Origin of the sequence: Nostoc sp. (assembly GCF_036916655.1) — a bacterium.
Classification (GTDB): domain Bacteria; phylum Cyanobacteriota; class Cyanobacteriia; order Cyanobacteriales; family Nostocaceae; genus Nostoc.
Genome location: NZ_JBALFY010000043.1, coordinates 1 through 22,998, shown reverse-complemented (window position 1 = coordinate 22,998; position 22,998 = coordinate 1). Strand labels below are relative to the sequence as shown.

General features: G+C 41.8%; 16 protein-coding genes and 1 pseudogene. 12 read left to right on the top strand and 5 right to left on the bottom strand.

Translation table 11 applies throughout. The features are described 5' to 3' along the window. Nucleotides 1-4 precede the first annotated feature (4 nt). Both V7L31_RS11620 and V7L31_RS11615 read left to right on the top strand, forming a co-directional pair. Nucleotides 5-178 carry a hypothetical protein gene (locus V7L31_RS11620; RefSeq protein WP_334696359.1) on the top strand — a complete coding sequence of 58 codons (174 nt, stop codon included), beginning with the start codon at nucleotides 5-7 and terminating at the stop codon, nucleotides 176-178. A gap of 152 nt (nucleotides 179-330) precedes the next feature. Then, nucleotides 331-732 carry a DUF1636 domain-containing protein gene (locus V7L31_RS11615; protein WP_334696358.1) on the top strand — a complete coding sequence of 134 codons (402 nt, stop codon included), beginning with the start codon at nucleotides 331-333 and terminating at the stop codon, nucleotides 730-732. On the opposite strand, the gene V7L31_RS11610 is transcribed toward V7L31_RS11615, so the two are convergent. Beyond that, complete coding sequence (locus V7L31_RS11610) at nucleotides 729-2,384, bottom strand: B12-binding domain-containing radical SAM protein (protein WP_334696357.1); 1,656 nt, start codon at nucleotides 2,382-2,384, stop codon at nucleotides 729-731. The two genes, V7L31_RS11615 and V7L31_RS11610, sit on opposite strands and share 4 nt — an antisense overlap. 555 nt (nucleotides 2,385-2,939) lie before the next feature. On the opposite strand from V7L31_RS11610, the gene V7L31_RS11605 reads away from it, so the two are divergent. From V7L31_RS11605 to V7L31_RS11570, 8 genes are all read left to right on the top strand, one after another. Further along, nucleotides 2,940-4,559, top strand: a complete 1,620-nt coding sequence (locus V7L31_RS11605) for a cyclic peptide export ABC transporter (protein ID WP_334696356.1) — start codon at nucleotides 2,940-2,942, stop codon at nucleotides 4,557-4,559. 180 nt (nucleotides 4,560-4,739) lie between these two features. After that, nucleotides 4,740-4,970 (top strand): DUF6737 family protein, encoded by a 231-nt coding sequence (locus V7L31_RS11600; RefSeq protein ID WP_334696355.1) that lies wholly within the window; start codon nucleotides 4,740-4,742, stop codon nucleotides 4,968-4,970. A gap of 110 nt (nucleotides 4,971-5,080) precedes the next feature. Beyond that, nucleotides 5,081-6,001, top strand: a complete 921-nt coding sequence (locus V7L31_RS11595; protein ID WP_334696354.1) for a histone deacetylase family protein — start codon at nucleotides 5,081-5,083, stop codon at nucleotides 5,999-6,001. Nucleotides 6,002-6,828: 827 nt separating this feature from the next. Further along, nucleotides 6,829-7,764: a formylglycine-generating enzyme family protein gene (locus tag V7L31_RS11590; protein WP_334696353.1), complete on the top strand. Its 936-nt coding sequence runs from the start codon at nucleotides 6,829-6,831 to the stop codon at nucleotides 7,762-7,764. A 122-nt stretch (nucleotides 7,765-7,886) separates the two neighbouring features. Beyond that, nucleotides 7,887-10,271 carry an arylsulfatase gene (locus V7L31_RS11585; protein ID WP_334696352.1) on the top strand — a complete coding sequence of 795 codons (2,385 nt, stop codon included), beginning with the start codon at nucleotides 7,887-7,889 and terminating at the stop codon, nucleotides 10,269-10,271. A 95-nt stretch (nucleotides 10,272-10,366) separates the two neighbouring features. After that, on the top strand, nucleotides 10,367-11,242 hold the full coding sequence (locus tag V7L31_RS11580) for a bile acid:sodium symporter family protein (protein ID WP_334696351.1): 876 nt from the start codon (nucleotides 10,367-10,369) through the stop codon (nucleotides 11,240-11,242). Nucleotides 11,243-11,668: 426 nt separating this feature from the next. After that, nucleotides 11,669-11,806: a hypothetical protein gene (locus tag V7L31_RS11575; protein WP_179064901.1), complete on the top strand. Its 138-nt coding sequence runs from the start codon at nucleotides 11,669-11,671 to the stop codon at nucleotides 11,804-11,806. A gap of 178 nt (nucleotides 11,807-11,984) precedes the next feature. Next, on the top strand, nucleotides 11,985-12,431 hold the full coding sequence (locus V7L31_RS11570) for a tellurite resistance TerB family protein (RefSeq protein WP_179064900.1): 447 nt from the start codon (nucleotides 11,985-11,987) through the stop codon (nucleotides 12,429-12,431). Between the two features lie 259 nt (nucleotides 12,432-12,690). Here V7L31_RS11570 and V7L31_RS11565 read toward each other — a convergent pair whose 3' ends face one another. The 3 genes from V7L31_RS11565 to V7L31_RS11555 all read right to left on the bottom strand — a co-directional run bounded on the left by V7L31_RS11565 (nucleotide 12,691) and on the right by V7L31_RS11555 (nucleotide 18,137). Then, nucleotides 12,691-14,910 (bottom strand): O-linked N-acetylglucosamine transferase, SPINDLY family protein, encoded by a 2,220-nt coding sequence (locus tag V7L31_RS11565; RefSeq protein ID WP_334696350.1) that lies wholly within the window; start codon nucleotides 14,908-14,910, stop codon nucleotides 12,691-12,693. Between the two features lie 188 nt (nucleotides 14,911-15,098). Further along, nucleotides 15,099-15,662, bottom strand: coding sequence for a type IV pilin-like G/H family protein (locus V7L31_RS11560; protein ID WP_334696349.1), 564 nt, complete (start codon nucleotides 15,660-15,662; stop codon nucleotides 15,099-15,101). A gap of 378 nt (nucleotides 15,663-16,040) precedes the next feature. Then, nucleotides 16,041-18,137, bottom strand: coding sequence for a TonB-dependent receptor plug domain-containing protein (locus tag V7L31_RS11555; RefSeq protein WP_334696348.1), 2,097 nt, complete (start codon nucleotides 18,135-18,137; stop codon nucleotides 16,041-16,043). Nucleotides 18,138-18,519: 382 nt separating this feature from the next. Between V7L31_RS11555 and hisC the strand changes: the two genes are divergently transcribed. Continuing rightward, nucleotides 18,520-19,584, top strand: coding sequence for a histidinol-phosphate transaminase (gene hisC / locus V7L31_RS11550; RefSeq protein ID WP_334696347.1), 1,065 nt, complete (start codon nucleotides 18,520-18,522; stop codon nucleotides 19,582-19,584). Nucleotides 19,585-19,692: 108 nt separating this feature from the next. Here hisC and V7L31_RS11545 read toward each other — a convergent pair whose 3' ends face one another. Continuing rightward, the gene (locus V7L31_RS11545; RefSeq protein ID WP_334696346.1) at nucleotides 19,693-21,906 is read right to left on the bottom strand and encodes a phosphoketolase; all 2,214 of its coding nucleotides are present in this window, start codon (nucleotides 21,904-21,906) and stop codon (nucleotides 19,693-19,695) included. 169 nt (nucleotides 21,907-22,075) lie between these two features. On the opposite strand from V7L31_RS11545, the pseudogene V7L31_RS11540 reads away from it, so the two are divergent. After that, nucleotides 22,076-22,903, top strand: a pseudogene (locus tag V7L31_RS11540) (cytochrome P450); the annotation flags it as partial. Between the last annotated feature and the right edge of the window lie 95 nt (nucleotides 22,904-22,998).

The following is a 22,998-nucleotide window of genomic DNA, read 5'->3' as shown; positions in this document are numbered from 1 at the left end:
TAGAATGGCACTAAGAAAAGGGAAAATCGTTGAGGCAGCAGGGGTGCAGAGGAGCGGAGGAGCAGGGGAGAAAGGAGAAATTTTAGGTATTATTGCGTTCGGATATTTAGAAATTCCCCTCTGCCCCCCTGCACCTCTGCCCCTCTGCAATCCTTACGCCGCCTACCCTTCAGCTTAACTTAGTGCCATTCGGTTGTAAATACATTTGCCCTGAGTTTCTTCACCAATAACCAAACAGGCTGATTGCCTAAAATTCATGTCGGATACATTGAGTGTTCGACATGAATTTTTATAGACACAGGATGAGAAATTGAACCCTGCAATTTATCTATGAATCAACAACACATTATATTTGTCTGCACAATCTGTGGAAGTAGTCATCAGACAAAACAGGATGTTGCGAAAAGCGACGGTGAACGACTGCTAGAGAAATTACAAACCCTATATTATGATTGGGTATTGCAAGATGAGTTCTCGATTCAACCCGTTGAATGTATGGGTGTTTGCGATCGGGCTTGTGCAATTGCTTTCGTCTCTCCTAACAAACACACCTACTTATTCGGCGATCTGCCTGCTGATGCTGAACGTGTAGAGAAGACAGCAATTGCCATACTTGACTGTGCTAGTCAATATCACGCCAAGCCAGATGGTTTGCTTCCCTACGCCAAGCGCCCAGAACTGCTCAGAGCCGGAGCGATCGCCCGGATTCCACCGATGCCGCCGTGTCATTAGCTACGAACTTTGGTGAGAATTTTTTGGGAATAGAACGAAGCCGATTCTTCATTTTTGGCGCAATCTTGGGCAAACTTAATTAAATGATGCCCAACAAGTCCAACGTGAATCAAGTTTTCAATATTACCTGCTTTTAGTGCTGGCTTGGCCATTTTCCAGAAAGTCTGACGATAGTTACTAAATAAGCCTACCCGCAGCAAAATATTGCTGAAATAAGTTAAACCCTTGCGAATATTAGCCATAGAAGCGCGAGACGCGCTGTTAGGAATTTTGATGCGGTTTGGATAGGTGTGTTCCATGTTGTAGGCGAACCGCTCATATAAAAATTCTGGCTCATAAGCAGTTGTGATACAGCGCCGCCACATCTCAACAACTTGCTCGTAGGGCATCAAAAACTCAACATTTGATTCGCGGCTTTCATCAAAAACGAGTCGTCCTTCTGCTTCTAATCTCCGCCATAATGGAGTTCTAGGCAAAGCATGAAGTAGGTTAATTGTCAACATGGGAATTTGCGATGCCCGAATAAATTCGATAATTCGGTCTGCCGTTTCTGCCGTATCTGTATCTAACCCGATGATGATTCCTGAAACTACTTCCATGCCATAGCTATTTAAAACCTGAATTGCTTTTAAGATGGGCATACTCAGATTTTGGTCTTTGGAAATCGCATGGAGGGCATTTGGTTCTGGTGTTTCGATGCCGCAAAAAATTGTGCAAAAATAGGCTTCGCGCATCATTTCCAGCAATTTTGGACTTTGAGCTAAGTTGAGTGTTGCTTCACAAGCAAACTGGATGGGGTAGCCATTGCGTTTTTGCCAGTCAATCAGGTGAGGAAGTAACTTCATCGCGGCGCGGCGATCGCCAACAAAGTTATCATCGACAAAATACACTGCTCCCAAATTGCCAGATTGTCGCATTGCGTCTAACTCTGCGACTACTTGCTCTGGTGTTTTCATTCGGGGACTGTTGCCATAGAGTTCGGGAATATCACAAAACTCGCAGTGATAAGGGCAACCACTAGAAAACTGGACATTTGCCAAAAAATAATCATTGATATTCAGCAAATGATAAGCTGGAGTTGGGAACTCTGTTAAGGGTAGACGTTCCTTGGTTTCAAAGCGAATTTGCTGTTGGGGACGTTCCAGATTTTGGTCTAGATATTCGATCAGGCGATCGCTTCCATCTCCCAATTCACCCAAATTTAAAATGTCAAATTCAGGATAATATTCTGGACACCCAGATACCGAAGGCCCACCCACAACGGTGATTTTCCCGGCTCGATGGGCAAGTTCATTAATTTGATTAATCTGTGGTTTCTGGATATGCATTCCACTCACAATCACCACATCAGCCCATTGATAATCAGCCCTCGTTGCTGATTTGACGTTCTCATCAATAAAGCGCACTTCCCATTGTTTAGGTAAGTAGGCAGCCACAATTAAAATACCTTGGGGTGGCATAAAAGCCCGAACTTTACCCATCAGTGGGTAAGCATGATGAAAAGTACCAAAGGAGCGGCTGTATTTAGGAAAGATGCACAGAATACGTCGATGGTGCGAAGGAACGTAGCGGGTTCCTTGATTGACAGGAGCGGTTTTGGAATCGACCGCGACATTAATTTGTTTCTCTGAAGACTTTAGATTTACAGTCATTGCAAATTTCACCCTGGAAAACTGAGCAGGTAATTTGACAGTTTATTGACATAATTAGCTGTAATTCCAACTAGCTTACCAAAGAAAGGCAAGAGGCAGAAGGGATTAGGAATGTATTTTTGCTCAAAGCAAATTTCTAGCGATTATAAAATAAAACAGGAGTCAGAATTCAGAATGGGCTACGCCCCGCTGCGCTAACAGAATTCAGAAAACTCCACCCATAAAGGGATAGAGTTTTCAGGCGAGAATATTTTAATTTTTTTTCGCCCACTATTCCACTCGCTTTTAACCAATATTCATTATTACCCACTCGTTCAGAATTCATACTGAATTCTGACTCCTGAGTTCTGAATTCTTCTTATAAATTGCCCAATATTGCCTTCTGTCTGATTCATCGTGATATTTGAAGAGGGTGTTTAACTGGTAAAATGTAAAATCTCCCCTAGCAATGCAAATTTAATTGGTTGGCAAACAACAATTATGGAAATCGCGCATGGGACATAAAAAGAGAGATTTTCATTTTTTGTTGTATCCAACTGGGTATAGGCCTCTGTCATGAATTTGATTTACTTTCTTTTGCGTTCTTCGTGGGGGATGGTGGCGATCGCGATCGCTACGGGATTCTTGAGTGGCGGTAGTAGTGCTGGCTTGATTGCCTTAATTAGCCATACTGCTAGTAGTGGTAGTGCTTCCCGCCTCACATCGATAATTTGGGGTTTTGCGGGGCTGGCAATAGTTGCACTAATTACCAGTATCATTTCTCAAGTGATGCTAGTTCGTCTTTCTCAAAATGCAGTCTTGCAATTACGGATGCGTTTAAGTCGTCAGATTCTAGCTTCCGAGTTGAGTCATCTGGAACGCTTAGGGAATCCTCGATTATTGGCAACTCTCACAGAAGATATTCAGGCGGTTGCTGATGCTGTTTATCAGATGCCTTTCATTTTTATTAATTTAGCAATCGTCCTGGGTTGTATAACGTATATAACCTGGCTTTCTTGGTTAGTATTGCTGATGGTTTGTGGAATTTCAGTAGTTGCGATCGCTAGTTGTCAGTGGCTACTCAACCGAGGCGGGCAATTGCTGACCCTAGCTCGTGAAGATGAAGATCATCTATTTAAACATTTTCGCACCATTACCGAAGGAGTCAAGGAACTCAAACTAAATTACAAGCGGCGTGAAGACTTTTTAGCAGAAAAACTGCAATCAACTGCTAACGAGTTCCGTCATCACAACGTTCACGGTCTAACCCTTTTTGCCATAACTTCCAGCTGGGGTCAACTCATATTCTTTTTTGCCCTCGGTTTTGTACTGTTTGTGCTGCCTAATATACTTACCATCAATCCCGAAACTCTCTCTGGTTACATTTTGACCTTCACTTACTTGGTGTTACCAATGGATAACATCATCAGCAAACTTCCTCTATTAAGCAAAGCCAGCATTGCTTTACAGAAAATCGAATCCCTGGGTTTATCTCTAGCAAGTCGAACGGAAATATCCACTGTTCCGCCTGCCCTGAAATCTGACTGGCACAGGTTAAAATTTAAAAGTGTTACTCACATTTACTATACAGATAAAGAAGACAATAGCTTTATTTTTGGCCCCATAGATTTGACACTGCATCCTCAAGAATTAGTCTTCATTGTTGGCGGTAATGGTAGCGGAAAATCTACATTAGCTAAACTAATTACCGGACTTTATATTCCAGAAAAGGGCGAAATTTTGTTTGATGACGAGCTAATTAGCGAACAGAATCGAGAATGGTATCGCCAGCATTTTTCCGTGGTATTTTCCGACTTTTATTTATTTGAAGAACTTTTAGGATTAAAAAATTCTGACTTGGACGAGCAAGCTAAAAAATATTTAAAACAACTGCAACTAGACCATAAAGTAAAAGTTGAAAATGGCCAACTTTCTACCACTGCTCTTTCTCAAGGACAACGGAAACGGCTAGCTTTGCTCACAGCCTACTTGGAAGATCGACCAATTTATCTATTTGATGAGTGGGCAGCCGATCAAGATCCGGTATTCAAGGAAATATTCTACACTCAACTTCTACCAGAACTGCGATCGCGAGGTAAAACAGTGCTGGTGATTAGCCATGACGATCGCTTCTTTCATTTAGCAGACCGAATTATCAAACTTGACTATGGAAAAATCGAGTTTGACAAAACTTAGTATAACATTTCATTAATTCATAGCGAATTAACTTTAGCAAAACTCTGCGTACTTTGCGTTTACCTCTATGTTCCTCTGCGTTTAAAAAAGTTACGAACTTATGCAAAGCTGTACTTATTCTGTCAAAACAATTCATAATTGTTCATGAAGCAATATCTGGAGTTTTACTAAATAAAACCAATGTCTGAACAAAAGCCCATAAGTCCTTGGAACTACAAACCTTGGTGGTGTCAGCCCTGGTCTATAGTTCTCACAGGTGTAACACTGATTGGTGGTAGCTGGTTACTATTTAAAACTATCTGGCTAACAATTCTCGTTTCCATCCCTGTAGTAACATGGATGGGATTTTTTGTGTTGTATTGGCCCCAACTAATGATTCGCAGTGGTGTTTTGGAGTCGTATAAAGAGTAATTCGAGCTTACTTCAGGCTCGACTTCCAAAATTCAGAAAGCGAAGGAAAAACTGTTTGTCAGTGAGGATACAATAACTTCAGTGTCCCTGCTGCTAAACTTTTTCGTTTTATGCTGCCAGTCATCTATTCTGACGAATTTTTAGATCACAAGACTGGAAAATACCATCCTGAAAAACCAGAACGTTTGATAGCGATCGCAAATGCCCTCAGAGAAGCTACATTTGCAGATCAAATTACTTGGCGATCGCCTACACCAGCATCCGAACAGCCTTCACTGATGTCTTCTTTGGTTAGAGCGCATAGCCCAGCCTACATCAAAAAACTTTGGCAAATCGCCTCTAGTGGCGGTGGCCCTTTGGATGGAGATACGCCAGTTTCCCCGCGCAGTTATGATGTGGCACTGTTAGCAGTTAGTGCATGGTTGGATGGAGTTGAGCTTGTGTTAAAGTCGGCTAATCCAGCTTTTGTACTAGCGCGTCCCCCAGGACATCACGCAGAAAGTGATGCGGGGATGGGCTTTTGCCTATTTTCTAATGCTGCGATCGCCGCTTTATTTGCCCTCGAACAACCCGGAGTTAACCGCGTCGCCATCCTCGATTGGGATGTACATCACGGTAATGGTACTCAGTCTATTGTAGAAATTTATCCCCAAATTGCTTATTGCTCGTTACATCAGTATCCTTGTTATCCCGGTACGGGGAGAGCTACAGAACGGGGCTTTCACAATAATGTCCTCAACTTGCCTATACCTCCAGGTAGCGATATTACAGCATATCAGCCACCATTTGAAAATAAGGTAGTACCGTTTTTAGCCAACTTTCAGCCAGATTTACTAATTGTCAGTGCTGGTTACGATGCCAATGCGGAAGATCCTTTGGCAAGTATAAATTTGCAGCCAGAAGACTACGCTTTATTTACTGATTATTGTCTAGGTGTAACTCGTAAAATTCTGTTTGGCTTAGAAGGTGGCTACGACTTTGATACTCTTTCTCAATCAGTTGTAGCAACAATTGAACGTTGTTTGGTCTAGGCTTTCTCGTCTCCATACTGAGTTTCGAGCCAGCGATCGCTCTTGGCCTCTTCCATTGGGAGAAGTTTTGATGATTGTGGCAAGCCTTCTATAGGACTCATATTTGATTTTTGAAATATACGTAGGGTGCGTTATGCCTCTGGCTAACGCACCATCCGAAGGCTTTGGTGCGTTACGCTACGCGATAACACACCCTACACATACTTAGATTTTTTCAGAAATCAAATCGGATTCCTATAGTACGCGATTCCTAATTTCTCGCCGAGTGGCGATTCTCAGTTATTACTCGGCAATGCTTCGGTCAGAAAAAGTTCTTGACTTATCTTTTGATAAGATGTAATTTATCAATATTAAGACATAACTACGGTAAATCAATAAATTCACAGTAGTTTAAATAAATTCAAGATTTTTTATATATCAATTAAGAAATTATTCAAGTAAAAAACTGGATAATCTCTTTTTGCTTGGATGTTAGGAAATCTGAGGTTTTGAATTAGTAAAGTAATTATTGCAAATTATAAAAAAAGCCTTATTTCAGAATAGATATAAGGTTTAGATTTGTTGGTGCTGAAGTCACATCAGCTTTTTTGAATTTATCAAGGCTGGTGAAAATTTTACTGTTTTGTTATGAACTGCAACCGCCCAATCTAGTAAAAAACGGCATAAAAAAACCACTCATGCCCAATCAATGAAACGTTTACGCTGTATTGATTTTTAATTTTTAATTTTTAATTCCGCCCTGCGGCAGGGGGTTAATTTCTACAATGTCAAAGCCAGGGAAAAATTGTTGTTTTCTCACTTTTTTAACGTTACTGTTTATTCTCTTGATGAACTCAACTGCATTTGCAGCCACGATTGACACCACACAAAGCAACTGTCCTCAAGAGATGGCGCTAATTCCCGAAGGTAGTTTCAAAATAGGGTCAGATAATTCTGGCTTTGTCGAAGAGAAATCGGCAGAGAATGTAACAGTCACTTCCTTCTGCATTGACAAATACGAAGTCACAAACGCCCAATTTGCTCAGTTTATCAAAGCTACTGGATATGTGACAGTTGCAGAACGTCCTTTATCTAAAGAAGAGTTTCCCGATCTACCTGATGAGCAGCGATCGCCAGGTTCCCTCGTATTCCAGATTGCAAAGCCAGGTGAGAGCTTTTTGAGTTGGTGGCATTGGACAACTGGAGCTAATTGGCAACATCCCTCTGGTCCTGACAGTGCAATCGCTGCAAAAGAAAATCATCCAGTCGTTCACATTGCCTACGAAGATGCCGCAGCTTACGCCAAATGGGCAGAAAAATCACTACCTACTGAAGCTCAGTGGGAATACGCCGCCCGTGGTGGATTAGACAACACAACCTACATTTGGGGCAATCAGTATTCTGAGAAAAAAGCTAACACCTGGCAAGGAATATTCCCTTTTTTCAACACTACAAATGATGGTTATCTGGGCACATCTCCAGTCGGCTCCTTTGCACCCAATGGTTATGGTCTTTATGACATGGCTGGTAACGTCTGGGAATTGACCCTTGACTGGTTTGCTTTAGGACATAACAGCAAAACTCATAGTATGAACCCCACAGGCCCAAAGCAGAGTTTTGACCCCAATAAACCCACAGAAATTGCCCTACACGTAATTAAAGGAGGCTCTTATTTGTGTGCGCCCAACTATTGCAGCCGCTACCGCCCAGCAGCACGCGAGTCTCAAGCCCCCGACACCGGAACAACGCATATCGGCTTTCGCTTGGTGAAGAACTTGAAGTAAGTCAAAGAGATTGGGTATTGGGAACAAAAGCCAGAAGGGCGAAGGTAAAGACTTACTCCAACTTCCCATCTACTCCCCAGTCCCCAATCCCCATACCTAATAATCCAAAGGATTAAATATATATGTCACGTTTACTTTGGCGATCGCTCGCCCTCTCTTTCCTCGTCGTCTTGTTTACATTTACTGGCCCTGCCCTAGCAGCGACATCAAAGGTTCTGCCGATTCCTGAAGAGTCATTCAAAGGCAAAATCGGCATTACCTACAAAGATTCAAAACCGGATTTTCCGTCATCAATCACTGCTCCGGCACAAGCTCCCAATGTGCTGCTAATACTGCTAGATGATGTGGGCTTTGGACAAGCAAGTACCTTTGGCGGCCCAGTCGAAACTCCTAATTTGACTCGCTTGGCCGAAAGAGGATTACGCTATAACCAGTTCCACACTACAGCCCTCTGTTCACCGACACGGGCAGCATTGTTAACCGGGCGCAACCATCACTCAGTAAGTACAGGTGTAGTCACAGAGTTAGCTACAGGTTATCCAGGTTACACGGCGATTTTGCCTCAGAGTGCTGCCACTGTGGCAGAAGTGCTGCGTCAAAATGGCTATAACACGGCTGCTTTCGGTAAGTGGCATAACACACCAGACTATGAAACCAGTGCGGCTGGCCCTTTTGACCGCTGGCCGACAAGGTTAGGATTTGAATATTTTTACGGTTTCTTGGGTGGTGATACTAACCAATGGTCTCCGGCTTTGGTAGAAAATACCAAGCGGGTGGACAAACCTAGCGATAACCCAGATTATCACTTGACCCCAGATTTAGTAGACCATGCGATCGCCTGGATTCGCTCTCAACAATCTATTGCCCCTGACAAACCTTTCTTTACCTATCTTGCTACTGGTGCTACCCACGCACCCCACCACGCGCCCAAAGCCTGGATTGACAAATATCAAGGCAAGTTTAACCAAGGGTGGGATAAATTACGGGAAGAAACCTTTGCTCGCCAGAAACAACTGGGTGTGATTCCAGAAAATGCCCAGCTAACTCCCCGTCCGAAAGAACTACCTGCTTGGGATTCCCTATCAGCAGACCAGCAGAAACTTTATAGCCACATGGTAGAAGTGTTTGCCGGGTTTTTGGCACATACAGACTATGAAGTGGGACGGTTGATTGATGGTATAGATCAACTTGGCGAACTAGATAACACCTTAGTAATTTACATAGTCGGGGACAACGGAGCCAGTGCCGAAGGTGGTTTAACAGGTAGTGTCAATGAGTTAAAAGTCTTTAACGGCGTACCCGAAAATCCAGAACAACTACTAGCCTCAATTGATGAATTGGGGAGTCCTAAGACATTCAATCATTTTCCTGCGGGTTGGGCATGGGCGGTGAGCGCTCCCTTTCAATGGACAAAACAAATCGCTTCTCACTTTGGTGGGACTCGGAATCCCTTAGTAATTTCTTGGGGCGATCGCATCAAAGATCGAGGAGGACTCCGCAGCCAATTCCATCATGTAATTGATATTGCGCCCACCATTTTAGAAGCTACAGGAATTACTGCCCCGACTCAAGTTAATGGAGTCAAACAACAACCAATTGAAGGTACTAGCCTCGCCTACACCTTTGATGATGCCGATGTTCCTTCCCATCGTAAAACTCAGTATTTCGAGATGCTTGGTAATCGAGCCATTTACGATCAAGGCTGGATTGCGGCGGCTCGTCATCCTCGTTTACCTTGGCAAGCTACTATCAAAGCTGACTTTGAGCAAGATCCGTGGGAACTATACAATATTGAGAAAGATTTTAGTGAAGCGAACAACTTAGCCGATCAAAATCCCGAAAAGCTGCAAAAACTCCAGAAGTTGTTTTTGTCTGAAGCCAAGAAATACCAAGTATTACCATTAGACGATCGCGCTTTTGAACGGTTTGATATCCAACTCCGCCCCAGCTTACTTACAGGACGCACCAGTTTTACTTACTATCCAGGCACATTCGGAATTCCAGAAGGTAGTGCCCCCAACATCAAAAATCGCTCCTTCAGTATCACTGCAAATGTAGATATTCCCGAAAGCGGTGCAGAGGGCGTTCTATTGACACAAGGCGGACGCTTTTCTGGTTGGAGTTTCTTCCTTGAGGATGGCAAACCGACTTATGCCTACAATTTCGTCAATGCCGAACGCTACATTATTCAATCTACAGAAACAGTACCCACAGGTAAATCTACACTGAGATTTGATTTTGACTACGACGGTGGCACTCTTGGGACTGGTGGAACTGGCAAACTATTCATCAACGATAAACAGGTAGCCGAGGGTCGAATTGCCAAAACTGTCGCTTTTCGTTGGGCCCTTGACGAAACCTTTGATGTCGGTCGCGATACAGGTACACCTGTAGTTGAAATCTACAAAGTCCCCTTTGCATTCACAGGCAACTTACAACAAGTCACTCTTGATATCAAGTCAGAACAACCTCAAATACAACAGAACTTAGGGATTTCCAAGAAATAATCTTGTGGGGTGGGCATCTTGCCCGCCCAGTAGCCAAAGGCGCTCACATACTCCACCCCACAATAAATAATTGGATATTTTTTTAATCAAAAATCATGAGCGATATCTTTCCACTAATCGACAAGCTAGCATTTCTCACCTTCATTGTTGCCACCATGCTGGGTACTGGTTTACGTCTAACCGTACAGCAGATTTGGGAACCACTCCGCAATATTCGTTTAATCGTCTTATCTTTGGTAGCAAATTTTGTTTTGGTACCTCTTTTTGTGTATCTTCTATTGCAAATAGTGCCTCTGAGTGAACCAATCAAAGATGGTTTCATCATTATGGCAATAGCAGCAGGCCCCCCAGCTTTACCCAAACTTGCTCAAATAGTCAAAGGTAATGTAGCTTTCTCTACAGGACTGATGATGTTGCTGATGTTTGGCACAATTATATATATGCCGATCGCACTGCCCTTAGTTTTGCAAGGAGTACAAGTTAACTCTTGGGACATTGCCAAACCCTTGCTGTTCTTGATGTTAAGCCCATTAGCCATAGGGTTATTTATCAAAGCCAAGTTTGCTGCGATCGCCTCTAACTTCCAGCCGATTGTGTCGAAAATATCTAGTGCTGGATTATTTTTAGGTCTAGCAGTGAGGCTGGCTGTACATTTTTACGAAATTATCACTTTATTGCAAACAGGTGCAATCCTGGTTTGTGCGGTTTTCATTGTATTTTCCTTTTCCGTAGGTTATCTTTTGGGCGGCCCAGGTATCGATACCCAACGAGTACTAGGAGTAGGAACCGCTCAACGCAATTTTGCCGCAGCATTATTAGTGGGTACGAGCAATTTCGACGATCCCAACGTCGTGAGCATTATTATGGTGACGAGTTTACTCATGTTGGTCATAGTTCTCATCGCCGGACAAAAGTTTACAGAAATTCAAGAAGAAAAGATTCTAGAAATAGACCAGGTAAAGGTTTTGTAATAGGGACTGGGGACTAGGGAAAGTATGGGGGATAGAGGGGGGAAGTTGGAGTAAGTCTTTCCCCCGCACTCCTCCGGCTCTTGTGCCCAGTCCACAATCCCCAATACTTCCGCTCACTTTCCTACAGGACGCTACGCGTAGCTTCCCCAGAGGGGTACGACTGCGCTTAGGGTAGTCCCCAATCCCTAGTCCCTAGTCCCTAGTCCCTAGTCCCTAGTCCCCAGTCCCCAATCCCCAATCGTCCCCAGTCCCCAATCCCCAATCCCCAACTTCATCAAATCTTCAGAAAGAAAAATTTTAAGCAGTGTTCTGAAAGAGCTAAAGTTTTGTTAAGATGCAATTGCTAGCAATTTCTCAGCGAAATACACCTATCAGGGTGTGGAGAAATAAAAAGTACTAGCAGCACAAAGTTCAAAAGGTGAAGCAATGACCACCTATATTTTTTTCGATGAAGCCCTGCGGATACTGACAAATGCCTATTTGATATCAATAGTGCTGTTAATAGCAGCTTCTAGTATAGGTTTGGCGGTAATTGAGACAATAGAAAAAACAGGAGAACGCTAAAGTTTACAAACTGCAATGTAGTTCCTGCAAAAAACCATTGGGTGCAAGTGTTCGCCTTGAATGAATCCTGGGAACACTAAGATATGAAAGTCTCATAGCGTTACAGTCTTACCTGTAAATCTACCAAACACACAGGTAGCTATAGCGCTATTGGGACTCTAACCAAGGAGCTACTACAATGGGTCTATTCGACGCTGTGTTGGGCACAGAAAGCCAAACCCAAGCAGCACTCAATCCAGCGGAAGCCTTTGCAGTCATTATATTGACGGCAACAGCTTCGGACGGTTATCTTTCTGTTGAGCAAGCAAATTCTATCATTTCTGTGTTGTCTCGGATGAAACTTTTTAAAAGTTATCCTCACGAAATGATGGACAGATTGTTTGACAAAATCTTGGGCATTCTCCAGGGTGATGGCTTTAATGCTTTGTTTAATGCAGCAAAAGATTCTTTATCTCAAGATTTGCGGGAAGCAGCCTTTGCAGTCGCGACCGATTTAGTCCTAGCTGAAGGTATTGTACTTGAAGAAGAAAAAAACTTTTTAAATGATCTATATCAAGCTTTAGGGGTTTCTAGTGAGATAGCAATACAAATTGTGCAAGTAATCTTGATTAAAAATCGCGCATAGGGTGTGGAACATCACTTGTTATGCCTATTGTACCTACCTGATTAAACTGTATGAGTAGCTTATAATCAAAGCGTGGCAAGGAAGTTCAGCTTTTTTGCCACTATTTTTTGCTATTCAAAATTATTTATTGAAAGCGACGGGAAACTCCATCCCGCAAGTGACGTGGAGTTTTTTATCAAGAAGAACTTAGAAGTCAAATCGCTTTTCTATAAGGGCACATGGATAGAGTATTCTAAATTCTGACTCCTGAACTACAAGCTTATTTTTTCTCAATATATCTCTGCCACATTTGCTGATAAGCCTTCTCCATCTCACGAGTAAACTGCTTACCATTCCAAAGGGGTGCTGTTTGTCGAGATGCTTTCAGTTTCAAAGCCACCTGCTGGCGTAAAGCTTCATCTTTACCCAAGCGCACACCCCATTCTATATATTCTTCATCTGTCCAAGCGATACCTTCTGTCACACCTACATTCATCATCATGGTGTAGCTATTACGCGCTGCAAACTGTTCACCGACTCTTGTCACTAAAGGGATACCCATCCACAATGTTTCTAAGGTTGTTGTTGCCCCATTGTAAGGAAATGTATCTAATACAATATCAGCAATGGCTAAATTAGCACGATGAACTGACTCTAAATAGACTTGTGGCAAAAACCGTAACCGAGAACAATCTACACCTTCTTCTTCGGCAATTTGGTAAAAGAAGCGTTTAATTGTTTCCTCCTCAGCCAGTCCTTTAATCAAAAAGTAGCTGTTAGGTACTTGTTTGATAATTTGCATTTGCCATTTTGTCGTTTCTGGATGGCGTTTGTATCCTCTTTGGGCACTGAGATATACAACGGCATCCATAGGAATATCCAAGTCATCGCGGCGGAGAGTTGGGACACCAACTTCAAAACCATCTACTGCTATATAAGTTTGAGGTAATCGCCAAATTTTTTCTGTATAGTAATTTTGGGCATCATTTGGCAACACATAAGGATCTGCAATAAAGTAATCAATTGCAGGTATACCTGATGCATCCCACCCCAGCCAAGTAACTTGAATTGGGGCTGGTTTGAGTGCCATCACTTCACTGGTAATATCTAAAGTAATGCTATCAAGATCAATTAAAATATCAATTTCATCTTGATATATTTGGTCAGCGATTTCTAGACCATTCATACCTAATTTATGAGCATTACCTGCGTGATTGAAATACCAGTCTTGGAGAAGATCATCTACTAACTGATAATTAACAAAATAAGTATGAATATCAAATTTATCTCGGTCATGATGTTGAAATAACCAGCGAGCTAGCCAACCAACAGAATGATTCCTTAAAGCGTAAGATACATAACCAATTTTTAATTTCTTTGTATGGGGTGTTAAATATTGATTATTAATAAGTTTATGATGATAGTTTTTTTCTTGTGATTGTGCAAGAGCTTGAATATCATTATTAAAAATTTCAGCTATTTTATTATGAATAAATCGAAATTCAGAAGGAGCATCTTTAATGTGAGGTATCGCAAAGGCTGGCGTAAGCAACCGTAATATTCTTCCTTCTTCTAAAAGAATTGGTTGAGTTTCAATAAACTGTTTATATACAGTTTCTAATTCTTGGCAAGTTGTACATATCTCCTGCCAATATCCACCTGCTGACATTAAACCTCTTAACATCAGATGGAGCGCAAAAATTTTATCAGCCAAACCTTCTGATAGGGAATAACATAACTTAGCTGTCTCTATCCCTTGCGAATAATTACGAGCATCTTGATAAAAAGTTGCTAAGTGCCGCAAAATCTCTACATTATCTGGTTCTAATTTTAAATGCAATTTTAGAATAGATGCCGCTAGTAAAGGCTGTCGCAAAGTATGGCCAATTTGGATAGCAGCAGGAAGCAATATACAGAAGCATTTATGAGTGTCAGAGAAATAAGGAAGACTAGCTTCTATTAAATTTAGGTGAATTGGATGTAAGGGAGCAGCATTTAAAAATTCTTTTAAAAATTGGATTAATAATTCCGCATTAATTTCTGTATTTTCTTTGTAATTTAAGCTTTCAATTAATCCCCACTCATTCAAATTCTCAATTTCTTCAAATTTTTCTAATTTGATAGAAAGTAGAAGAATTTGAAGCAAATTATTGAGATTACTAGGATTAATTTCTCGTATATGTTGGCGAATTAACCAAGCTACAGAATATTCTGCCAGTGTTTCACGCCTTTCAGCTTCTATTTGTAAAACTTGAAGTAATTCATTTGTCCAAATTGCTAACTGTTCCTCATCTGCCTCTGTCATTGGCAGCATCCAAGTCATTTGAGCTTCTGCTTCTTGCCCTTGTAATAGCAATAGTAACCCTAAATGCCAATAATAAGAAATAGTATTGGGTTCTATTTCTATTGCTCGCTCATATAACTGTGTCGCTTGCAGATATTTTTCTTGGAGAAAGTACTCTTTAGCCTGATTTTGCCAATTATATATATTAGTAATCATTGTGATTTTCTTAGAAAAAAGTATGAGCAATATCATTGTGCATAAATCACAAAATTGAAATCAAGTGGATAGAAGAATCTACCCACTTGAAAAAAGACGTGATTTAGCTGAATAAAAGTCGTTTTGACAACTTAAGATTTGATATCAAGTATTCTAGGTGAGTAATTTTTATCTACTAACTCACTTATCTACTTAGATAAGCTAACGTAGCTAGCGGGACAAGTTGGCGAGCCATTAGCGTTAGTTGTAAAATCAGCGCTTGCTGTACCATCTGCACCACCGTTAACTCTAGCTTGTGAAGCTTCGCATAAAATAGCTATGGTAGTAGCTTCACTGGTAGCAGCTTGTGTTGCTACACCCACACCACCAATATAAGTTTTTAGAGGTGCAGTACCAAGTACTGTTTGTGCTTGGTTGGTTACTTGACTAGCATTACCAGTAATGACGTACTTGTAATTTGATGTTTGTGTTGCAATACCAAGACCTAAGTTACCAAAGCTAGCTCCACTAGTTGCAAATGTGTTCTGTTCTAAGTAATAAGCTTGTTGGGCGCGGTTCATGGAACCTGTATAAGTTTTAGCTTCAGACTGCTTGGCTTTGTTAGCTTGGTTCAAGAAAGAAGGTAGAGCGATCGCAGACAAAATACCGATGATGATAATTACTACTAATAATTCAATAAGTGTGAAACCTTCGTTTTCCTTCTTTTTGTCGAGGATGTGTTGGATAAACTTTGCTTTCAATTCGGTTTTCATAAGTGTTTTCCCTGGTGTAGGAAGTGGTTGTGTGTTCTAGATGTAACTTACCCACTTGCGATCGCTTTCCTATCACCTTCAGAAAAAAAGTTTGGTTAAATGTTTCAGGAGTGCTGTTAGCGGTAGTGGGGCGATGAGCCAGTGCGACTATTACTTTTTACTCAGCACCCCTTACTCAGCACTGTTTCGGTGAGCGTGTCCCCATTCTGCATCAGCAATGGAGCTTGGTTTAGTCAACACGTCAGGCGATCGCAGGTTTCTTGTTTCCAAGTCGTCCTCTTCTATATACGGTAAGATAAACCCTGCGCCTGAAGTAGAGATTTTGTCATTGCAAAATCTCTACATTTACAGCTATTTACCTGAAAATAGCTGTAATATCTAAAAATTGGCGCTTAAACCCACACGGAAAGTAAATCCAGGGCTATATATGCGATTAACTCGCTCATATTGCTCACCCAGTAGATTTTCTAAGTAAACTGTCAATCCTAAATTGCTAGTTAGAGGTATACGCCCGCTCAAATCTAAATTCACGAAAGACGGTGCAAAATCTGTAGGCTTGTCACTGGGGTTAGCGAAGATGGATCTACGAGCGCCACTATTGTAGGTAACATACAAATTAGCCTGCCAACCGGAATTTTGATAACCCACGCCAGTTTGCAGTACAGAGTAGGGAATCAAACCTAACTGCAAACCTGCCTCTGTTCCTGTTTTGATTTGAGCATCTGTATAGGTATAGTTGAGGAAAGTTGACCAGCTATTGGCAATTTTTAATTGCAATGCAGCCTCTAAACCATTGGTATCTACTAGTCCAATGTTTGCCCATTTTCCGGCGATGACTCCCAAGCGATCGCCTATACTACTACCAAAGTAAGTAAACTGTCCAATCAGATTTTGAGCAAAATTAACATCCACTCCCGCAGTCCAAGTAGAACCCGTTTCCGGTCTTAAATCAGGATTGGGTTCCCAACCATGAACTGTATCATAAACATACAACTGATCTAACCCAGGATTGCGTTGTCCTCCTGCCCAACTTCCACGCACTGCTACTATTGGTGTGACGGCATAACGTAACCCTACACTTGGGTTAAGATAATTTCCAAATTGGCTGTCAAAGCTTTGTCTTAAGCCTAAATCTATCAAAAAATTATCGCTAATATTCCAAGTATTGACAGCGAATAAAGCTGTATTGAACAAACTCCGATCTTCAGTTTCATTTTTGGCAATACTACTAGGATTTGTACTCAAAACATCACCGATTAAGTCGGTGTTTTTCAAATCTAATCCCCAACGCAATTTATTATTGGCAGTAATTTTCCACTCATGATCTACCCTAGCTGTGAGTTGTTGTGTATCTAAAGCTCCTGTACGGTAAAATGCTCCTGTAGGGCCATAAGTGCTGAAATAATCTTGGTTATAACCAATTGAGGTTGTTAGATTAGAGCTTTCGCCATTACCTAGTCGAGTTTTCCAAGATAAGCCAACATTTAAACCATCGTGGTCTAATCTATCTGTTTGGAGAGGAAAGCCAAAATAAATTAAGCCGCGACGACTGCTGAGTTTAGTAACATCTAAATTCAATGAATTTTTCTGATCTAAATCTAGTCCAATGCTACCAAAATAAGTACTTGTCGCTGTGTCTGCATTTGATAAAAACCCCTGACTATCACGATTAGCTGCACCTACAGGGACGCGATAACGGTTATCTGTAAAGAATCTTTCAAAGCTAAAGTTGTACTTAACTTTATCAGATGAACCACCATAAGTCACTTGTTGATTATTTAAACTCAATGAGCCAAATTCTGCACTTCCACTCAATTTAGGTTTGCCATAACCTTCTTTGGTGATAATATTCACAACTCCTCCAAAGGCTGAAGAACCATATAAAGCGGAGGCTGTACCGCTATATAATTCCACTCGTTCAATTGCCTCTACAGGAATACTATTTAAATCAGTGCCACCATGATAAGTGTTGACATTGTTGTTAATTGGTCTGCCATTAATCAAAAATACAGATTGATTAATTGAGGCTCCTCGATAGTATGTACCTGTGTGAATATCTGCACCATGACCGACATCATTGATTGCAAAACCAGGCATTCTTTTCAAAATATCGGCTAAACTTGCAGCACCCTGCTTTTTAATTTCTTCTCGATCAATTACGTAAGTTGGAGTAGATTGAGGTAGATTATCTGGTTCTGCGATCGCTTCTATCGAAATGTCTGCATCATCGCTGGGAGTTTGCTCTGTTTCTGGCTGAGTTTCTTCTGGATTAACTTGAATCGGTATAGATTGTTGAGATAATAATTCGGCATTAGTGGCGGGTAACTCAATTTCACTCAAACTTGGAATATCTGAAATGACTTCGGTCGATTTATGATTATTTCTCTGCTCAATTTCACTCTCAGCAGCATAACTAGGAAACGCTATCAGTAAACTTGGTAAAGCAACTGTTAGCAACAAAAAATCCTTTTTCACGTTCTCTTTCACACCAAGTAAAAACAGTTACCACGTAGCATTGTGGCTGTAATAGTAAAATCGTGTCAAAAGACACGCTGTCATATTTCTAGGGTTCAGATGAAACTGTTAGTCAATTCGTAATTTATGATGCCGTATTTTTTGATCTAAACGACAAAAAACGATATTGTCAGAAATTGCGGGTTGAAATTTGCCCAATGCCTTCAGGAGTGCTGAGTAAACTGTTACGTATACAACTTGCATTATCAGGGCGCTCATGTTGCCCACCCCACAAAATTATTGGAAAATCTCATTCTTTACTCAGCATTCAGAACCGGCTCAACGCCCCGCTAACGGAACTTGGAACTGTTTGTTTTGCCCAATGCCCAATACCCAATGCCCTATGAATAACTACTTTCGCTCCAATGTTGATGCAATGGCTAGCTACGTTCCCGGTGAGCAGCCTCAACGCGGTAAACAGATTATTAAACTTAACAGCAATGAAAACCCTTATCCTCCTTCTCCTGCCGCATTAGCTGTGCTACAGAATATCGATGGTGAGTGGTTACGGCGGTATCCAGAACCTTTCGGTGGAGAGTTCCGGCAAGCTGCAAGTAAAGTTTTAGAAGTTCCTAGTGATTGGATTATCGTCGGAAATGGTAGTGATGAATTATTGAGCGTAATCATTAGAGCCTGTGTAGAACCTGGGAAGAAGGTTGTTTACCCGATGCCAACTTACGTGCTGTATCGCACGTTGGCAGAAATGCAAGCGGCGGAAATTATTGAAATTTCCTACAGCGAGGACTACAGCTTACCTTTAGAAGAACTGGTTGCCGCCAATGGTTCTGTGACATTTATTGCCTCGCCCAATAGTCCATCAGGGCATGTGGTGGCAACAGATGACTTGCGAAAATTAGCCAGCCAGTTATCTGGGGTTTTGGTGATTGATGAAGCTTATGTAGATTTTACCGAAGAAAATGCCTTGGCTTTGGTAAAGGAATACGAAAACGTCATCGTGATTCGGACACTTTCTAAGGGGTACTCATTGGCAGGATTACGCCTGGGTTTTGGGGTGGCGAATCCCCAATTGTTGCAGGGATTGTTTAAGGTGAAAGATAGCTATAACATTGATGCGATCGCTTGTGCAATTGGTACAGCTGCTATTACCGATCAAGCTTATAAAAATGCTTGTGTAGCAAAGATTAAGGCATCACGGGTTAAGTTAGCAACAGATTTGAAGCAATTAGGTTTTCATATTTGGGATTCCCAAACTAACTTTTTGTTGGTACAGCCAAGAGAAGGAAATGCAGAATATCTTTATCAAAAACTGAAGGAAGGGGGAATTTTAATCCGCTACTTTAAGCAACCTGGACTAGATGATAAATTACGTATTACTGTTGGCACTGATGAACAAAATCAGGCTCTTGTGGAGGTACTAATTGATTTATTAGACATCTCCAGAAATTAAAGATGTGTTAATAAAACATATCGAATAAGAAAACCGCAAATACACCCATAAAAATGCCTCTTTTTCTGTGTATATATGGGTGTATTTGCGGCAATAATAACCTAAATCTTAATGCACTAAAGCGATCGCTCTCTTCGTCAACGCTTCAGCAGTTAATCCATTAAAGGCCATCAACTCACCAGCACTGGCTGTAGTTTCCCCACGCTTCCAAGCAAAAGTGTCGCGCTTCGCCGTACTCCGCAACAGAATTGGTTCCAGCATCCCCGCAGCGCCACCAGTAACAGCAATTAACGCATCACCATCAAATAATTCGGCAAATTTGGCATCATCCAAGAAACCGCCTTCGGGTTCAGAACAAGTATCCCAAGCAGTATCATGGCTACGGTACAATTGCCGAGGATTGATGACAGTAACTATCTTCACGCCAATACCTTCAGTTTCTAAAAAAGCAGCAGCTTCAAATACTGGTATTAATGTTAAATCACCAATTACAGCAAATACAACTTGTTTATCACCAGCGACTTCATGTAATAGCACAGCACCATCGCGCAACCCTTGACGAGTTTGTTCTAAAGTAGTGCGAATTGGTAATGGCGTTTTACTTGCAGTTATCACAATTCCCTTATTCTTAGTTTTCAACGCCCAATCATAACAAGCTTGAATACTATTAGCATCAGGCGGAAATAATGGAAAAATATTTCCATTTCGCATCAACGAAGCAAAGTAAGCTTCAATTTCTGGACGTTGGTGAGTCCAACCGTTGCGCCCTTGCTCTAATGCACCTGCTGTGAATAAAGTAATAGTCGAAGGAGTTTGACGGCGCAATTCTGCCATTGATTGGGTTACAGTTTGCCAAATTGGTAATCCGTTGATGGCAAAAGATTCGTAAGAACACCACAAAGTTCTCGCACCCATTAACGCTAAACCGGCAGCTAAACCGGCACAAGCATCTTCACTCAATGGTTCATAAACTTGTCCATTTGGTGCTTGGAAATATAAGTCGTCGGTTGTGGGGTGGATAATCTTTAATGCTTGGTTGATGTTGGCAATTCCTGATGCTTCATTCCCATCGGCGTTGGTGACAAGGAAATTTCGATCTTTATTTCCTACGATTCCTACCAATCGTCCCATCGCGGTTGTGGAAACTTTGGGTTCACCACCAACTGCATATTCTTCTAAAGGTAATTCGCCTAAATCTGGTAATGGGAATTCAAACTCTGTCACCACCGTTTTGGCTGCTGGGCCACCACCTGCACGTTCGGCATTTGTTCTGACTAATTGCCAAGCTTCCGCAGACAAAGCACGGGTTTGCAATGCACTGATAATATGTGGCGCATCCAACGTGTCTTTAGGATAGAGGTTGTGAGATTTTGCACCCCGCGCGTGGACTCCTGCACCTTTGAGTTGTTTAATAATGAAGACGGTAAGTTTACCGCCCAATGCAAAACGCGCTGCTTTATCTACACCCGAAAGTACGGCTTCAGTGAATGCTAGGCGTTTCTCAAAGGAAAAGGCAGTACTATCAACGTAATCCCCTGGTTGGTTTTTATCGTCGAAATCTTTGGCATCCACTAACACCACTTCATCAAAACCGTTACCTTGCCAATATGCTTGCATCTGTTCATTGGTTTTTAGAGAAACCATGCTGTGATGTTCTTGGCTGTAACCGTTCCACACTAATATCGGTAAGAAGTTGGTGACAGCAGGATAAGCTGTATGGAAATGCGCGATCGCACTTACAATATAAGGCTCACCCAATCCACCATCCCCAACTGTAAAGGGGAACAACTTATCTTTGTGCAACAGTGCAGCCGCCATTGCAAAGTGTTGCCCTTGTCCCAAAGGCCCAGCAGGTGCGAGAATACCGGGAATGTAACCAGAAAGATGTCCTAAAAGTCCGTGCTTTTCTCGGAAGCGATCGCGCAATTGTTGAACTGTAAATATTCCCATGTCCTCTAGCGAACGATCCAAGAACATGGCACTATAAAATCCAGGGGCGTGGTGTCCGACTTCAGTAATAATGTTCTTGTATCCCAGCATGACAAGAGATGCGTAAGCTTCTGCTTGGCTGGCAAATCCGCCGGGATGCCCAGAAGCTTTACTACCAGTAACTTGTAAAGTCAGGTAGCGTAAGGCATCGGCAGCCAGTAAAGTTTGATATACTGCATTTGGTTCTGTGGGAGATGCGATCGCTATTTTGCCCGACTCAATAGCAGCTGTAGCACCATAAGTTTCAAAATCTGGTAACGCTTCACCAAAATATTGAATCCCTTCAGAAAAATTGGGAAGCGCTGAAGATGCCTTTGCGGAGATTGCAGTCATGCTGAGTACCTTTTGACGAGGAGGTGAAACTGTAGATGCTCGTTGAATTTAACCAAAATTTTACATCTTCGAGGTTGTAACAGTTTATTGCTTTTTTGCAACGTTAGAATAAGTACTTTAAATGGTTACGCAAGCAAAATTTAAATTAGTTGAAGTAGGAAAAAAATTTATGAAATTCCCAAATGGCCCACAAACTCCAGCAGTTGTGCAGATGCTACGCTGGATTGCTAATCCGATGTCATTTATGGAGGCTTGTGCTAAAAGCTATGGCGAGATTTTTACTCTCAGATTAGACAAAAATCTTCCTCCTTTGGTGATTGTCAGCAACCCCCAAGCGCAACAGCAAATTTTAACAAATGATACCAAGGAATTAGAAGTACCTGGCGATCTGAATGATATTTTTGAACCTTTGCTGGGAAAGCATTCTGTGATTACCATCAGCGGCGCAGAACACCAGCGTCAACGTCAGTTGTTAATGCCTCCCTTTCATGGTGAAAGAATGCGGAACTATAGCGAGGTGATTACCGATGTCACCAAGCAAGTTATCAGCCAATACCAAATAGGTAAACCCTTTAATATTCGGTCTGTAACTCAAGCTATTACCCTGCGGGTGATTATGCAGGCTGTATTTGGTCTATATGAAGGGCCTCGCGCCGAAAAACTACAGCATTTTTTGGGCGAGCTTTTAGAAAAAGCCAGTTCTCGCTTAAGTGTGGCTTTGCTTTATTTTCCAGCCTTCCAAAGGGATTTTGGCCCGATTAACTTCTGGGGAAACCAGATGCGCCTTCAGCAAGAAGCTGACGAACTCATCTACCTCGAAATTCGGGAACGTCGAGAACAACCAGATTCATCACGGACAGATATTCTTAGCTTACTCATAGCTGCTAGGGATGAAGCCGATCAACCTATGACTGATGAAGAGTTGCGCGATGAATTGATGACTTTGTTAGTCGCCGGTCACGAAACCACAGCAACAGCCTTAGCATGGGCGTTATACCAGGGTTAGCGCATCTCAAAGCCTATTGACAAGCGGACTTGCCTGATCAGCAATAAGGTTTGAAACAAAATGGCGCTATCAGAGCTAGGGTAAGA

Coding starts and splice junctions, on each gene's coding strand:
- V7L31_RS11620 (WP_334696359.1), top strand. CDS start 5: ATGGCACTAAGAAAAGGGAAAATCGTTGAGGCAGCAGGGGTGCAGAGG.
- V7L31_RS11615 (WP_334696358.1), top strand. CDS start 331: ATGAATCAACAACACATTATATTTGTCTGCACAATCTGTGGAAGTAGT.
- V7L31_RS11610 (WP_334696357.1), bottom strand. CDS start 2,384: ATGACTGTAAATCTAAAGTCTTCAGAGAAACAAATTAATGTCGCGGTC.
- V7L31_RS11605 (WP_334696356.1), top strand. CDS start 2,940: ATGAATTTGATTTACTTTCTTTTGCGTTCTTCGTGGGGGATGGTGGCG.
- V7L31_RS11600 (WP_334696355.1), top strand. CDS start 4,740: ATGTCTGAACAAAAGCCCATAAGTCCTTGGAACTACAAACCTTGGTGG.
- V7L31_RS11595 (WP_334696354.1), top strand. CDS start 5,081: ATGCTGCCAGTCATCTATTCTGACGAATTTTTAGATCACAAGACTGGA.
- V7L31_RS11590 (WP_334696353.1), top strand. CDS start 6,829: ATGAACTCAACTGCATTTGCAGCCACGATTGACACCACACAAAGCAAC.
- V7L31_RS11585 (WP_334696352.1), top strand. CDS start 7,887: ATGTCACGTTTACTTTGGCGATCGCTCGCCCTCTCTTTCCTCGTCGTC.
- V7L31_RS11580 (WP_334696351.1), top strand. CDS start 10,367: ATGAGCGATATCTTTCCACTAATCGACAAGCTAGCATTTCTCACCTTC.
- V7L31_RS11575 (WP_179064901.1), top strand. CDS start 11,669: ATGACCACCTATATTTTTTTCGATGAAGCCCTGCGGATACTGACAAAT.
- V7L31_RS11570 (WP_179064900.1), top strand. CDS start 11,985: ATGGGTCTATTCGACGCTGTGTTGGGCACAGAAAGCCAAACCCAAGCA.
- V7L31_RS11565 (WP_334696350.1), bottom strand. CDS start 14,910: ATGATTACTAATATATATAATTGGCAAAATCAGGCTAAAGAGTACTTT.
- V7L31_RS11560 (WP_334696349.1), bottom strand. CDS start 15,662: ATGAAAACCGAATTGAAAGCAAAGTTTATCCAACACATCCTCGACAAA.
- hisC (WP_334696347.1), top strand. CDS start 18,520: ATGAATAACTACTTTCGCTCCAATGTTGATGCAATGGCTAGCTACGTT.
- V7L31_RS11545 (WP_334696346.1), bottom strand. CDS start 21,906: ATGACTGCAATCTCCGCAAAGGCATCTTCAGCGCTTCCCAATTTTTCT.